Consider the following 14,055-nt stretch of genomic DNA (forward strand, 5'->3'; position numbering starts at 1 on the left):
GGCCCGCGCGGAGGGTTACGCTCGCTCGATGTACTTCAGGCGCCACCCCATCACCCCCCGCCGCCGTACCCCCCTTCTCGCCGCCGCCACCGGACTGCTGCTGACCGGTATGTCGGCCATCTCGGCCTGTTCGCCGGGGAGTTCGGAGACCGCGGATGCCTCGCTCGCCGCGCTGCCCAGCTCCGACCAGTCCCGGCTGAGCGCCTACTACGACCAGAGTCCGAAGTGGCGCAAGTGCGGCGCCCCGGGGTTCGAGTGCGCCACCCTCAAGGCGCCGCTCGACTACGCCAAGCCGTCCGCCGGCGACATCGATCTCGCCGTCTCCCGCAAGAAGGCCACGGGTCCGGGCAAGCGCCTCGGCTCGCTCCTGGTCAACCCGGGCGGCCCCGGCGGCTCCGCGGTCGGCTACCTCCAGTCGTACGCGGGCATCGGCTACCCGAAAGAGGTCCGCGCCCGCTACGACATGGTCGCCGTAGACCCGCGCGGCGTCGCCCGCAGCGCGCCCGTCACCTGCCTCGACGGCAAACAGATGGACACGTACACGCAGACCGACGTCACCCCCGACGACAGCCACGAGAAGGATCAACTCTCCGCCGCCTTCAAGAAGTTCGCGGCCGGCTGTGAGACGACCGACAGGACCTCCAAGCGCATCCTGCCGCACGTCTCCACCGTCGAGGCGGCCCGCGACATGGACCTCGTGCGCGCGGCCGTCGGCGACGAGAAGCTGAACTACGTCGGCGCCTCCTACGGCACGTTCCTCGGTGCGACCTACGCGGGCCTGTACCCGGAGCGGGTGGGACGCCTGGTCCTCGACGGCGCGATGGACCCGTCCCTCTCCGCGCGCGACCTGAACCGGGAGCAGACCGCCGGCTTCGAAACGGCGTTCACCTCCTTCGCCAAGGACTGTGTGGCCCGCTCCGGCTGCCCCCTCGGCACCGGCACCCCGGACCAGGCGGGCAAGCGTCTCAAGTCGTTCTTCACCACGCTCGATCGCACCCCGCTCGGCACGGGCGATCCCGACGGCCGCAAGCTCGGCGAAGCCCTCGCCACGACCGGCGTGATCGCCGCGATGTACGACGAGGGAGCCTGGCCGCAGCTGCGTGAGGCGCTCACCGCGGCCATGACGAAAAAGGACGGCGCGGGCCTGCTCGCCCTCTCCGACAGCTACTACGAGCGCGACCCCGACGGCACCTACACCAACCTGATGTTCGCCAACGCCGCCGTGAACTGCCTCGACCAGCCGCCGTCCTTCACCTCCGCGAAGGAGGTCGAGGACGCACTGCCCTCCTTCGAGAAGGCATCCCCGGTCTTCGGCGCGGGCCTCGCCTGGTCCTCCCTGAACTGCGCCTCCTGGCCGGTGCCGCCCACCGGCGAAGCGCACCGCATCACCGCGGACGGCGCCGCCCCCATCGTCGTGGTCGGCACCACCCGCGACCCGGCCACCCCCTACCCGTGGGCCAAGGCCCTCGCCGCCCAGCTCTCCTCCGGCCGCCTCCTCACCTACGAGGGCGACGGCCACACGGCGTACGGCCGCGGCAGCGACTGCATCGACGGGGCGATCGACACCTACCTGCTCACCGGCACCCCGCCGAAGGACGGAAAGCGCTGCTCGTGACGGGTGGCCCCGGGTGATCCCGGCCCATAAAAGGATGGGCGGACCACCCCGGAGGAGCGTGTAGGATTGGCGACGTTGCTGACGCACTCAGGTGCGCGCGGCGGCGCCGCCTTAGCTCAGCTGGCCAGAGCAACGCACTCGTAATGCGTAGGTCTCGGGTTCGAATCCCGAAGGCGGCTCTGTGGAAGCCCCAGAACTCACTCGCCGTGATCTGGGGCTTTTGCTTTTGGCGGACGCGGCGCAGACGTCGAACGCGGGGCGCCTTGCTGCCCCCGGTCTCGGTTCTGGTAACTGGCCCTCAAGTAAGGCTCATACGTAGATGCCCACTCCCGACCGGACCGCGGCCGCCTGGCTCCATCAGCTATATCGCGGACTGGTGGAGCTCGCCGCACCACACCCCGTGCATGAGGGCCCCACGGCCTGGCTGTTCCCCTGCCGTACCGTGCCGCAATCCGGCTATCCGCAGACGCCCATGCTCGCGGCCTCCGTCGTTGTTCCGAAGGACGGCAGCGTTCCGTTCCACCCGTCACCGAGCGCACCGTTCGCTGACCTCGCGCCTGCGGCCTCGCATGAAGAGGCGCTCGCCCGGGTCCGGAACCAGCCGCGCAGGATCAACGCCCGCGGCTGCCTCGTCACCGTGCATACGATGATCGACCGTGCCCCGTCGACGCCTCTGCCCTGGCAGCCGTCGGACGAGGCACCAGGGTGGTGGGCCCGGCTGCAGCAGCGCTACTTCCCCGACTTCGAGCCGGTTGCGGTGGGCAGTTGGGACGACGCGGTCAGGGCGATGGCCGAGACGGGGCCCGACACGCGCGGCGTGGTGTGGGTACGCCGTGAGGCCGGGGGGCACGAGGTCACGGGCAACCTGCTCTACGGGCACAACAACAAGGGGAGCGTCGTCTTCCTCGACCCCCTCGCTTCCTCTCTGGCACGGCTCGACACCGCCAACGTGCGTGAGCTGCTTCTCGTACGCGCCCTGCCGCAGACCGTGCGTGCGCCATGGGAAGGGCCCGCTCACGGCTTCGAGGCGGCCCGCCTCAAGGCGCAGCAGTGGCTGGACAGCGCGTACGGCGGCGAGGTGGCGCTGGTCGATCCCGGGCCCGGCGACGAGACGGCCCGCGGCTGGGTGTTCTCCTGTGACACCCGACGCCACCTGATCGAGGGCCGCTGGCCGGACATTCTGCTCGACGCGACCGTCGTCGTGCCCAAGGACGCCGGCGCACCGTTCCACCTGCCGAACTCCGCACCGTGGGCCTGGCTCGCACACTGGGACCAAGGACGTAACCCGGGCTCCGGAACGTTTCCGGTGCCGCCCGCACCGGGGCGCGCGTACTGGTTCCAGCCGACGCTGGCCGAGCTCGGGCCGGTTCTCTCGACCTCCGACCACCAGGTCTGGCAGTCGGCGATCGACGAAATCTCCGCGTTTCCGGCGGGAGCACGGAGCCTGATCCGGGTACGGCGGACGGACGGGCGAGGACGGGAAGCGGTCGGATGGCTGGTGACGGCGCTGACCACGGAGACGGGCGTCGTCCTCGTGGACGGCTCCTCCGACGAGCCGGTCTCCCTGGACGAGACGGGCGTACGGGCTCTGCACGTGATCCGGTACCGATGACACCGCGGGCAAGGCTGACGTCGGCTCCCAGGCGGCACACCGGGGCTTCGGTTACGACTTCGGTTACGAGTGCCTGCACGTAGGCGAGCGGTCAGACCTGTTCGAAGTGGAACGCCTTGATGAAGCAGTCGCGGGGCTGGGCGACGGCGAAGAGGATGCACTCCACGAGCGACTGGCCGGCGAGGGGATCGTCGGCCCCGCGCGGGGCGGTTTCCCACTCCTCGGAGAGCGGGTCGGTGTTGTCGAAGTCGGGCGGGTAGAGCGATATCACCCGGACACCTTGGGGCCGTAGGCGCTTGGAGAGGATCTCGGTGAACCCGGCCTGTGCGCTCTTGGCCGCATAGAAGGCGTCGTGTGCGTCCGAGCGGTGATGTCCGGCCGTTCCGCAGGCGGAGACCATCGTCACCACGTCCGGCTTGTCCGAGTTGAGCAGGAGCGGGAGGAAGCTCTTCACGGTCAGAATCGTGCCCGTGGCGCCGGATGCGATGGTGTCGACGATGTCGGCGTCGGACGCTGACTGGAGATCCGGCCCTTCGAGGTAGCGCGAGCCGTTGTTGATCAGGATGTCGACGCGGTCGGTGTGCTGGGCGACGCCGGAAGCGAAGTCGCGGATCGAGGCGGGATCCGTCAGGTCGCAGGCGTATGCGTGGACCAGCTGATGGCCTCGGTCTCGGATCTCGTCCCGGACACGCTCGGCGGCATCGAGGCTGCGTGCGGACAGGAAGACCTCGGCGCCGAGGTCCGCGAGCCGGATGGCCAGAGTTCGCCCGAAGTCGCGCCCGGCAGCAGTGATGACGACGCGGTGGTGGTCGAGTCTCATGATGTTGGTCCTTGTTCCTGGTGCGAAACAGTCCGCCCTCAGCCGACCACGTGAACGGCGGTCCCCTTCGTGGCGAACTTCCACAGGGCTGTTCCGTCCGCGACGCTCTCGCGAATCGCGCCGGTCCGCACCGTGCTGTCCGGCGCGGGAGAGGAGCCGTCGACAGCGTTGGAGAAGGCCGACTGGGCACCGAAATAGACCGCGTGCTCGATTTGTACGCCATCGCTTCCCGTGCCCGTCGCGCGGCGGAAGGTCACCGGGTGCTCTCCCCGCGCCGGGGGCACATTGCCCGGCCATACGGTGAACGTACGGGCGGTGGATTCGCCTTCGGGGATCAGCCAGACCCTTTTCTGGGAGAGCGAATAGACGATCCGTCGCCCGGCCCCGGAGCCGTCGGGAATTTTGTACACCTTGGGCTTGGTGGCGGAAGGGTGCGGACTCGCACTCGGCTTGGAATCGGCATTCGCGGTGCTCTTCGCGGGAGTGCTCTGAGAGGCCTGTACCGCGACGGCGGAGATCGCGGCGAGGGCGGCGACCAGCAGAACGACGATCCAGCCACCGGCGGGTATCCTGCGGGTCGACATCAGACTGCTCCCTTTATGTCATGCCCTGCCCTTTTTGGGGGTCGGCGTTCGCGATCGTCAGCCTATCGGAGCCCGTCTCGCCGACGGCATGCTCGTCATATCATCCGCGTCGATCACGGGGGCGGTAGTCAGAAGCAGGCCGTCACTTGGCGTCCGCATAGCACTCCACCACCGCCACCGTGAACGGGAACCGCACCGGCGTCTCTCCGAACGTCAGCAGTCCGGCCAGGTCCGAGGCCTCCCGGATCGCCTCGGTCACCCGGGACGTCTCGTGTTCGGGGCAGTGCACGATCACCTCGTCGTGCTGGAAGAAGACCAGCTCCGCCGCCGTCCCGGCCAGCGTTCGCCGCAGCGCGGCCAGCATCAGGAGGGCCCAGTCGGCGGCGCTGCCCTGCACCACGAAGTTGCGCGTGAAGCGCCCGCGGGCGCGGGAGTTCGAGGAGGCGTAGCCGTAGCCGTATCCGTTGGATCGCGGCGTCTCGCCGTCCGGGGGCGCCTGGTCGGGCCCGGTCTGGGGCAGGCCCGCCTCCTCCGCGTCGGCGGCGCCCACGGCCGGCGGGCAGGTGCGGCCCAGCCAGGTGCGCACGAGGCGGCCCTCCTCGCCGGCCCGGGCTGCCTCGTCGACGTAGGCGACCGCCTTCGGGAAGCGGCGGCGCAGCAGCGCGAGGTTCTTCAGGCCGTCGCCCGACGTCTGCCCGTATATGGCGCCGAGCACCGCGAGCTTGGCCTGGCCGCGGTCGCCGGAGAACGCGCGGTCCGAGACCGACTGGTACAAGTCCCCGCTCTGCCCCGCGACTTCCATGAACGCCGGGTCGCGGGCGATCGCGGCGAGCACCCGCGGCTCCATCTGCGCGGCGTCGGCGACGACGAGGCGCCAGCCCGGGTCGGCGACGACCGCGCGCCGGATGACCTTCGGGATCTGCAGCGCCCCGCCGCCGTTCGTCGTCCAGCGGCCCGAGACCGAGCCGCCCGGCAGGTACTCGGGTCTGAACCGGCCGTCCCGCACCCAGTCCTGCAACCACGACCACCCGTGCGCGGTGTAGATCCGGTACAGCTTCTTGTACTCGAGCAGCGGCTCCACGGCCGGGTGGTCGATGGAGCTGATCTCCCAGCGCCGGGTCGACGTGATCTTGATTCCGGCGCCCGCGAACGCCTTCACCACGTCGGCGGGCAGCTCGGGACGTACTCGCCGGCCGAACGCCGCCGACACCTCGTCCGCCAGCTCCGCCAGGCGGCGCGGCTCGCCGCCACCCGCGTACCGCTCGCCGAGCAGCTCGTGCAGCAGATCCCGGTGCACATCGGCGCGCCACGGCAGCCCGGCCGCGTGCATCTCGGCGGCCACCAGCATGCCCGCCGACTCCGACGCGGTGAGCAGCCGCATCCGGTCAGGCAGGCCCGTCGCCGCGTGTCTGCGCTGCTGGTCCGCGTAGACCTCGACGAGATCGCTCAGGGTTACGTCCACGGGTGGACGCGGCTCGAACAGCGACGACTGGGAGCCGGGCTCGGCCACGCGGGGCGGCGGGTCCGGCGGCACGGGCGCATTCCGCAGCCTGGCCAGGGCCGCGGCGGCGGAACGGGGCTCGCCGTGCCGGCCCTCGTGGGCCAGCAGCAGGTTCTCGGCGGCCTCGATGTCGTAGCAGCGCTCGACCCGCACCCCGGCGGCGAGCAGCCGCGGGTACACCGCGTGCGTGTCCCGCCACACCCACCGGGCCACGTCGGCCCGCTCCCGCACGGCTTCGACCAGGTCGGGCTCCCTGACGACCGGCCCGGCGGGCAGCCCGTCCCGGCCCAGCGGCACGACGTCGGCGCCGCCGTGCTCGGTGGGGGCGAGAGCCCAGCGCTCGTTCACATGGCCGAGTGTCACACCCGCCACTGACATTTCCTTGTGGCCAACATTCCAGCCAATGTCGCGGTGCGGACGCCCGGAGCCGCGGGGCCGCTGTTTCACTCGGCCGCACAGAGATCACTTCAGTACAGGTACAGAGATCAGTTCAGTACAGGTACCAAGACCAGTGCAGGTACGGGGACCAGTTCAGTACAGGTACCAAGACCAGTACAGGTACGGGGACCAGTGCAGGCACAGAGACCAGTGCAGGTACAGGTACAGGTGCCCGTACGGATGTACAGAGATAGAACCGAAGAGGACGGAACCGTTTTGCACATCAGCCGCCGCACTCTGCTGACCACCGGCACCGCTCTGGGCGCGACCGCCCTGGCCGGACCCCTTATCGGTACCGCTCACGCCGCCGACGGGCTCGCCGCGGGCGGGATCGGTCGCCGCCTGGCCTTGCTGGAACGTGAACACGGCGCCCGCCTGGGGGTGTTCGCGCAGAACCTCCGCACCGGGGCCGTGGTCACCCACCGCGCCGACGAGCGCTTCCCGCTCTGTTCCACCTTCAAGACCCTTGCCGTTGCCGCGGTGCTGCGCGACCTCGATCACGACGGTACGTTCCTGGCCCGCCGCATCCGCTACACGCAGGCCGACATCGACCGGGCGGGCGGCGCCCCCGTCACCGGCCGCGCCGAGAACGTGGCCCATGGGATGACCGTCGCCGAGCTGTGCGGCGCCGCGATCTCCTACAGCGACAACACCGCCGCCAATCTCCTCCTGCACCACCTCGGCGGCCCCACCGCCGTCACCCGCTTCGCCCGCTCGGCCGGGGACCGGGTGACCCGGCTCGACCGCTGGGAGCCCGAGCTGAACTCGGCCGAGCCCGGGCGGCGGACGGACACCACCACGCCGCGCGCCATCGGGGGCACGTACGCCCGGCTCGTCCTCGGCCGGGTGCTCGACCATGGAGACCGGGCGCGGCTCGCGGGATGGATGCTGGCGAACACCACCAGCGACAAGCGGTTCCGTGCCGGGCTGCCCGACGGTTGGGTTCTCGCCGACAAGACCGGTACGGGTTCGTACGGCACGGCGAACGACGTCGGCATCGCCTGGACTCCGTCCGGCGCCCCCGTCGTGCTGTCCGTGCTCACCACCCGGTCCACGAAGGACGCCACGCCGGACGATCAATTGGTCGCGCGTGCTGCCGAGTTGATCGCCTCCGTCTGACCCCTCGCCCCTCCGGGAATCTCCGTCGGCGGAACCGAGTTGTCCACGATGACCAGGATCAACCACCAGGATCAACTCGATCGCAACGGGGTGGACCGAGGCGCGCGCTACTGCGCGGAGGGAACGGGAGCCGATGAGCCTTCGGCAGTTCGAGTACGCCCTGGCCGTTGCCGAGGCGGGCTCGGTGACGGCGGCGGCGGAGCTCCTGCGTGTCGCCCAGCCGTCGGTGTCCCAGCAGATCCGCGGCTTGGAGCGGGAACTCGGCGTGACGCTGTTCGCCCGCACACCGGCCGGGCTCGTGCCCACTGTGGTCGGCCGCGCGTTCCTCCGGGACGCGGAGGTCGCGGTGGGGGCGGCCCGGCGGGCGCGGGCGACGGCGCGGGCCGGCGCCGACGAACTGGAGGGCGAGCTGGTGGTCGCGGCGCAGATGGGCCTCGGCACCCGGCAACTGCCGGGTGCGCTGAGCGCGTTGCGCCGCCGCTTCCCGCGGCTGCAGATCACCGTGTTCGAGGAGGCGAACCCCGCCGAGCTGGAGCGGATGGCGCGCCGGGGCGTGGTGGACCTCGGCCTGATGGCGGGGCCGTGCGAGGAGGGTCTGTACGAGGGCCACCACCTCGGCGACGAGGAGTTCGTCGTGGTGCTGAGTACCGAGCACGCGCAGCTCGCCGCGGACCGGGTCGAACTGCGCGAAGTGGCGCGGGAGCCGTGGATCAGGTTCGACCGGAGCAGCGCGCTGGACGGCGTGCTGCGGGACGTGCTGCGGGCCAATGAGCTGGCCCCGACCACGGTCGCCCGCGTCTCCCAGACAGCGACGGCCGTGCGCTGGGCCGCCCACGGGCTGGGGGTGACCCTCGTTCCGACCTCCGCGGTGCCGCCCGGATTCGAGCACCTCACGCGTCCGGTCCTCCCCGCCGTTTCCATGCCCACCGTTGCCGCGATCCGGCCCGGCGCGGGCCCGGCGGAAACGGCCCTGCTTGAATTTCTGCGGCAGGAGACCTGGTATTAGGGGCCCCCTTTTACGTAAGAGGGCCCCTCCTTTCACTGTCTCTTTCGCTTTCCCTTTCGCTTTCCCTTTCGCTTCGGCGGGGTGTCAGCCCACGGGGAATTCGCCGCCGTCCACGGTGAGGTTCCTTCCGGTCAGCCAGCTCGCCCGGTCCGATACGAGGAACAACACCGCGTCGGCGATGTCGTCAGGGCGGCCGTCGCGTCCCAGCGGAGGGGCGGTGTTGTCCTGGCCCGGCCCCTCGTTCAGGCTCGCCCACTGCTCCCGCGTCGCCTCGCCGCCCGGTGTGGTGGTCCTGCCGGGAGACACCGCGTTGACCCGGACTCCGAACGGGGCCAGCTCCAGGGCCAGCCCGCGGCTGTAGTTCTGCAGCGCCGCCTTCGCCGCCGTGTAGTGCAGGAACGGTGGCGCCGAGGTGGGGACGGCAGCCGAGGAGACGTGCACGACCACGCCCGAACGCCGTTCACGCATGTCCGGAGTCAGCAGCGAGTCCAGCCGTACTGACGCCAGGAAGTTCAGGTCGAGCTGGTCCTGCCACTCCTCGTCGGGGATGGCCGAGGCGCTCGGGAACGGTCGCGCTCCCCCCGCGTTGTTGATCAGGATGTCGACCCCGCCGAGCGCCTCCCGCGCGGCCTCGGCGATCGCCTCGGCCCCGGCCCGTGTCCGTACATCGGCCTCCACGAAGGCGGCGCCGTCCGGCACCGTGTCCGTCTTCGACCTGGCGGTGGCGAGCACCTGGGCGCCCGCGTCCAGGAGTTGGCGCACGATGGCCGCGCCGATTCCGCGCGAACCGCCCGTGACCAAGGCCCGCTTTCCTGCGAGTTCTCGCGTTACTGATCCGTTCTCCGTTGTGGTCATTTCGCCGTTCCTCTCGATGGTGCTCATTCTTGTATTCAGCAGCTCGACAAAAAAGGGAGGGAGTGGGTGCCGCGTCGAGGTGTTTCACGTTACGAGCGGAAAGCGACGAAGAGCAAAGATGAAATCCCAGCGGGAGCCATAGGGAATTCCTATATCCCGCGAGGGGGCCTTCGGCGGGCATGCGTCGGCGATGCTGAGACCATCAAGGCATGAGCTCCACTGTCGAGCGCGCCTTCGCCGCCGCGCTGTTCACCGCCGACCCCGACCTGGACACCGGGGCGTCACTGCTCGCCGCCGACCCGTCATCGGACGCCGAACTCGCTCTGCGGGGGCGGGAGTTCGTGCGCCGTGCCTGGGAGCGCGGCTGGCAGCCCGCCGACGTGGTGCGGATGGTCGGACGTGAGCTGTCCGCGGAGCACATGGGGCTCGCCGCGTCGCTGATCCGCGCGGAGACCGGGCGGTACGCGAAGCTGCCGCCGCGCTGGCAGGGGCAGCTCGCCGACCTGCCTGCCGACGCGCCCCGCCGGGACCGCTTCTCCGGCGCCACGACAGCCCTGGAGCTGTACCGGCTGCTGCTGCGGCTGCCCGCGATCGAACCGGTCGGTCCGGTGCCGGGGGAAGCCGTCAGCGTGCCCGTCGCGGGCGAGCCGCGCGCCCTGGCCCGGATCCGCGCGCTGCTCGCGAAGGCCGAGGCGACCGGGTACCCGCCCGAGGCCGAGGCGCTGTCGGCGAAGGCGCAGGAGCTGATGGCCCGGCACTCCGTCGACGAGGCGCTGCTCGCGTCCCGTACGCAGGCGAAGGACGCGCCCGCCGCGTGCCGGATCGGCGTCGACGCCCCGTACGAGACGGCGAAGGCGGTGCTTCTCGACGCGGTGGCCGGCGCGAACCGCTGCCGCGCGGTGTGGAACAGCGGGTTCGGCTTCTCGACGGTCGTCGGCTTCGAGCCGGACCTGGAGGCGGTGGAGGTTCTCCATACGTCACTGCTGGTGCAGGCCTCCGCGGCGATGACGCGGGCCGAGGCCGAGCAGCGGGCCTCCGGCCGTAAGCGCACGAAGACGTTCCGGCAGTCGTTCCTGGCCGCGTACGCGCACCGGATCGGCGACCGGTTGGCGGCGGTCGCCGGTGAAGTGGCGGGTGAGCAGGGCGAGTTGCTGCCGGTCCTCGCGGCGCGGGACGTCGCCGTCACCGGCCGCGCGGAGGAAATGTTCCCCGAGACGGTGACGACCCGGATGAGAGGAGTCACCGACGAGGCGGGCTGGACGCAGGGCACCGCCGCGGCGGAGCGGGCCCGGGTGGCCGGGGAGTCGTAGCGCCGCGTGGTCGCCGTGCGCTGTCGGGTTCGTCGGCGGACGGGTGGGAGCCGTTGTGCATTGCTCGCGCAGTCCCCGCGCCCCTCGGGTGCACGTCAGGGGCGCGGGGAACAGCGCGACCGGCCGCGACGGCGTGCGAGCGGGCGGCAGCATCGGATCCGCCGCCCGCTTCTCCACGGCGACGAACCCGGGGAGGGGCTGGCGAGGGGATAGACTGTTCGCTAAAGAGCGAACACTCAATGCGGCGAGAGTGTACGCGCGGCATCGAACACTCGGCAAGGGCTCGCTCGCCAGTGGCCCGTCAGCGGTCCGACAGCGGGTCGATGGCGGCCCGGCAGGGGCCCGACTACAGCTCGGCAGGGAGCGGCGGCATGGCGACACAGGCGACACCGGACGGGCGGACGGGTCAGACGGGTCAGACGGGACAGGCGGGTCAGGCGACCCAGGCGGCTCGGGCGGTGGCGAGTCACCGTCCCGCGCCCGTGCATGTCGATCCGGCGGACGTGCCGCTGGAGGCGGCGCTGCTCGCGCTCTCCGATCCGGTTCGCCGCACCCTCGTGCGGGAGCTGGCGGGGGCCGACGACTGGGCGCGAGCCTGCGGCACCTTCGATGTGCCGGTCACCAAGGCGACGCTGAGCAGGCATTTCTCGGTGTTGCGCGAATCGGGTCTGCTGGAGCAGCGGGACGCGGGGCCCAAGCGGTTCAACCGGCTGCGGCGTGCCGAATTCGACGAACGTTTTCCCGGGCTGCTGGACCTGGTCCTCCGGGATGGCGTAGCAGGCTGACCGTATTGCCGAGTATTGACCGTATTCTGGCGGAGTGAGCTGGTTCCGGGCGCTGAAGGACACCACCCGCTCGGGCCTGACCGTCGAGCGGAAACGTCTGGAACCCCTGATCGCCCTGCGCGGCGCGACGGGACTCGCGATCGTGATCGCCGTCAGCCTGTCCCTGTTCGGCCCGGCGGTGGCGGCAGGTTCGGCGTTCGGCGGGTTCCAGGCGGCGATCGCCACGTTCCAGCGCAGTTGGCGGCCCCGGCCGGAACTGGCCCTCGCCTCCGGGGCGAGCCTCGGCGTCTCCACCTTCCTCGGTTACCTCACCGGCTCCCACCTGTTCCTGTTCGTGCCGTTGCTCGCGCTCTGGACGTTCCTGGCGGGCCTGTCCTGGGCGGCCGGCCCGACCATCGGCATCATCGCGTCGTCGAACGTCGCGATGATGCTGGTCACCATCACCCTGCCGACCACGATCGCCGAGGCGGCGGGCCACGCGGCGATGATGGCCTTCGGCGGCCTGGTCCAGGCGGCCCTGGTGATCCTCTTTCCCGTACGCCGCTGGGGAGCGCACCGCGACGCACTCGCCGACGCGCTCGCCGCAGAGGCCGACTACGCGCGCCGGCTGCGCCACGACCCGGTCGCCGGGTTCGATCCGGCGCCGCTGATGCTGGCCCGCAGCGCCGCCGCGCTCACCCCCCGCCAGGCCCGCACCCGCCCCGCCCAGCTGCACGGCACACGCGGTGTCGCCGAGCGCATCCGGCCGGTCCTCGCCTCCCTCGCTGACCCGGCGGTCGGCGCCTCCGCCGAGGGCCCCGAGCGCGACCGGGTCCGCGAACTGCTGGCCGCCACGGGCTCGATCCTGGACGCGGCGGCCCGCGCGATCCGGCACGGCGCCCCGGTCGACATCCCGGCGGGCTCCATCGCGGCCTTCCGCACCCCGGACACCGGCGCGATCCTCTCCGGCCCGCCGAGCCGGGCGGCGTCCCGGCTCGGCTCCCTGCTGCGGGACGTGGTGGAGACGGCGGGCGGTGTGGAACCGGGGTCCGGGGGACCGATCGCCCCGCTGCGGGCCACCGCCGACTGGGCGCACGGCATCCGGCGAGGCATCAGGCGCCGCGCCCCGTCTCCCATGGGCACCCGCACGGATGGCTCACAGGCAGCCCCGGAGCAGCAACCGCCTCCGGGGGACTCCGGCCCAGCGAACCCGGCCCAGCCGCAGCCGCCTCCGGGGAGGCCCGGTCCCGAGACGCCTCAATCAGCTCCGGAGCAGTCGGTGCCCCCCGGCGGGCTCGGCCCGGCGAACCCCGCCCAGGCACCGCTGAAGCCCCTGAACCGGCCCAGCCTCCTGCGGTTGCTCCCGGTCGTCGTGCGGGCGATCCGCAAAGAGGCCCGGCCCGGCTCTCCGATCCTGCGGCACGCGACCCGCGTCGCCACCGTCGCCGTGGCCGGCTTCCTCCTCGGCGATCTCCTCCCCCTGGGCCACGGCTACTGGGCCCCCATGTCGGCCGTCATGGTCATGCGCCCGGACTTCTCGCAGACGTACTCGCGCGCGGTCGCCCGTTTCTCCGGCACCCTCGTCGGCGTCGCCCTGGCCACCGCCGTCGTCCAGCTCGCCCACCCCGGCACGCAGCTGTCCGCCGCCCTCGCCGTGCTGTGCGCGGGCCTGATGTACCTGCTCATGCGCACGGGCCAGCTCCCGGCCCAGGTCTGCGTCGCCGCGTACGTCGTCTTCCTGCTCGGCATGGGCGGCCAGACCTGGAGCCAGACGGTCCCCGAGCGCGTCGTGCTCACCCTCGCCGGTGGCCTCCTCGCGATGCTGTCGTACGCGCTCTACCCGGCCTGGGAGACCCCGCGCCTGCGCACCCGCCTCGCCGACTGGCTGGTCGCGCTCGGCGAGTACGCGGCCGTCGTCGTCGACCACTACGCCCACCCGGCGGGCAAGGCCTGCCCGGACGTCCGCGAGGCGCTGCTCAAGGCCCGGGACGCGCACATCGCCTGGGAGGAGGCCGCGGCCCGGGCCAGGACCGAGCCCGTACGCCATCGCGGTCTGTCCAACGCCGCCGCCGACGACGCCGCGCACGCCCTGCACCGCCTGGGCCGCGTCGCGATGCTGGTGGAGGCCCACCTCCCGGAGCGTGACGCCACGCCCGTTCCCGCCGCGGCCGTCCTCGCCGACGCCCTGCGCGCCGCGACCCGCGACGGTGCCCGGGCCATCCGCGAACGCCGCGTCCCCGGCTGGAAACCGGTCCGCGCGGCCCTCGACGCCTGGGACGGCGAGGGCGTCCCCGACCGCGTCGTACGGCGCGGCGCGGGCATGCTCGTAGAAACTCTGGAGGAGCTTTCCGACGCGCTGGACACCGACGAGCCGCCGATGACGGTGAAGCCCACGGAAAAGGCGGACGGGCCGCGCGACCCCTGAGCCCCC

At 71.8% G+C, this 14,055-nt stretch carries 11 protein-coding genes and 1 tRNA gene; 8 read left to right on the plus strand and 4 right to left on the minus strand.

Annotated elements, in window-relative coordinates:
• Positions 1 to 28 precede the first annotated feature (28 nt).
• From ACIREE_RS31220 to ACIREE_RS31230, 3 genes are all read left to right on the plus strand, one after another.
• Positions 29 to 1,615, plus strand: coding sequence for an alpha/beta hydrolase (locus tag ACIREE_RS31220; protein WP_404159524.1), 1,587 nt, complete (start codon positions 29 to 31; stop codon positions 1,613 to 1,615).
• Between the two features lie 105 nt (positions 1,616 to 1,720).
• Positions 1,721 to 1,794, plus strand: a tRNA-Thr gene (locus ACIREE_RS31225).
• Positions 1,795 to 1,934: 140 nt separating this feature from the next.
• Entirely contained in the window at positions 1,935 to 3,227 is a 1,293-nt protein-coding gene (locus ACIREE_RS31230; RefSeq protein WP_404159526.1) for a YrhB domain-containing protein, read from the plus strand.
• Between the two features lie 91 nt (positions 3,228 to 3,318).
• On the opposite strand, the gene ACIREE_RS31235 is transcribed toward ACIREE_RS31230, so the two are convergent.
• The 3 genes from ACIREE_RS31235 to ACIREE_RS31245 form a co-directional block, all read right to left on the minus strand.
• Complete coding sequence (locus ACIREE_RS31235) at positions 3,319 to 4,047, minus strand: SDR family oxidoreductase (protein ID WP_404159529.1); 729 nt, start codon at positions 4,045 to 4,047, stop codon at positions 3,319 to 3,321.
• A gap of 38 nt (positions 4,048 to 4,085) precedes the next feature.
• On the minus strand, positions 4,086 to 4,631 hold the full coding sequence (locus ACIREE_RS31240) for a hypothetical protein (protein WP_404159532.1): 546 nt from the start codon (positions 4,629 to 4,631) through the stop codon (positions 4,086 to 4,088).
• A 142-nt stretch (positions 4,632 to 4,773) separates the two neighbouring features.
• Positions 4,774 to 6,480, minus strand: coding sequence for a bifunctional 3'-5' exonuclease/DNA polymerase (locus ACIREE_RS31245; protein WP_404159780.1), 1,707 nt, complete (start codon positions 6,478 to 6,480; stop codon positions 4,774 to 4,776).
• Positions 6,481 to 6,750: 270 nt separating this feature from the next.
• Here ACIREE_RS31245 and bla point away from each other — a divergent pair, with 270 nt between their 5' ends.
• Together bla and ACIREE_RS31255 are read left to right on the plus strand one after the other, a co-directional pair.
• The gene (gene bla, locus ACIREE_RS31250; RefSeq protein ID WP_404159534.1) at positions 6,751 to 7,689 is read left to right on the plus strand and encodes a class A beta-lactamase; all 939 of its coding nucleotides are present in this window, start codon (positions 6,751 to 6,753) and stop codon (positions 7,687 to 7,689) included.
• A gap of 133 nt (positions 7,690 to 7,822) precedes the next feature.
• Positions 7,823 to 8,695 (plus strand): LysR family transcriptional regulator, encoded by an 873-nt coding sequence (locus tag ACIREE_RS31255; RefSeq protein ID WP_404159537.1) that lies wholly within the window; start codon positions 7,823 to 7,825, stop codon positions 8,693 to 8,695.
• Positions 8,696 to 8,779: 84 nt separating this feature from the next.
• Here the strand turns inward: ACIREE_RS31255 and ACIREE_RS31260 are convergent, their stop codons facing one another.
• Positions 8,780 to 9,550, minus strand: a complete 771-nt coding sequence (locus ACIREE_RS31260) for an oxidoreductase (RefSeq protein ID WP_404159540.1) — start codon at positions 9,548 to 9,550, stop codon at positions 8,780 to 8,782.
• Positions 9,551 to 9,759: 209 nt separating this feature from the next.
• Here ACIREE_RS31260 and ACIREE_RS31265 point away from each other — a divergent pair, with 209 nt between their 5' ends.
• The 3 genes from ACIREE_RS31265 to ACIREE_RS31275 all read left to right on the plus strand — a co-directional run bounded on the left by ACIREE_RS31265 (position 9,760) and on the right by ACIREE_RS31275 (position 14,049).
• The gene (locus ACIREE_RS31265; RefSeq protein ID WP_404159542.1) at positions 9,760 to 10,860 is read left to right on the plus strand and encodes a DUF2786 domain-containing protein; all 1,101 of its coding nucleotides are present in this window, start codon (positions 9,760 to 9,762) and stop codon (positions 10,858 to 10,860) included.
• 371 nt (positions 10,861 to 11,231) lie between these two features.
• The gene (locus tag ACIREE_RS31270; protein ID WP_404159544.1) at positions 11,232 to 11,645 is read left to right on the plus strand and encodes an ArsR/SmtB family transcription factor; all 414 of its coding nucleotides are present in this window, start codon (positions 11,232 to 11,234) and stop codon (positions 11,643 to 11,645) included.
• Positions 11,646 to 11,679: 34 nt separating this feature from the next.
• A complete protein-coding gene (locus ACIREE_RS31275) occupies positions 11,680 to 14,049 on the plus strand; it encodes an FUSC family protein (protein WP_404159547.1) in 2,370 nt (789 codons plus the stop codon).
• Positions 14,050 to 14,055: the final 6 nt, after the last annotated feature.

This window comes from Streptomyces sp. NPDC102467 (assembly GCF_044765445.1).
Taxonomy (GTDB): domain Bacteria; phylum Actinomycetota; class Actinomycetes; order Streptomycetales; family Streptomycetaceae; genus Streptomyces.

Bases quoted from the DNA above. Each gene is read 5' to 3' on its own strand.
- ACIREE_RS31220 (WP_404159524.1), top strand. From the start codon at position 29: ATGTACTTCAGGCGCCACCCCATCACCCCCCGCCGCCGTACCCCCCTT.
- ACIREE_RS31230 (WP_404159526.1), top strand. From the start codon at position 1,935: ATGCCCACTCCCGACCGGACCGCGGCCGCCTGGCTCCATCAGCTATAT.
- ACIREE_RS31235 (WP_404159529.1), bottom strand. From the start codon at position 4,047: ATGAGACTCGACCACCACCGCGTCGTCATCACTGCTGCCGGGCGCGAC.
- ACIREE_RS31240 (WP_404159532.1), bottom strand. From the start codon at position 4,631: ATGTCGACCCGCAGGATACCCGCCGGTGGCTGGATCGTCGTTCTGCTG.
- bla (WP_404159534.1), top strand. From the start codon at position 6,751: ATGTACAGAGATAGAACCGAAGAGGACGGAACCGTTTTGCACATCAGC.
- ACIREE_RS31255 (WP_404159537.1), top strand. From the start codon at position 7,823: ATGAGCCTTCGGCAGTTCGAGTACGCCCTGGCCGTTGCCGAGGCGGGC.
- ACIREE_RS31260 (WP_404159540.1), bottom strand. From the start codon at position 9,550: ATGACCACAACGGAGAACGGATCAGTAACGCGAGAACTCGCAGGAAAG.
- ACIREE_RS31265 (WP_404159542.1), top strand. From the start codon at position 9,760: ATGAGCTCCACTGTCGAGCGCGCCTTCGCCGCCGCGCTGTTCACCGCC.
- ACIREE_RS31270 (WP_404159544.1), top strand. From the start codon at position 11,232: ATGGCGACACAGGCGACACCGGACGGGCGGACGGGTCAGACGGGTCAG.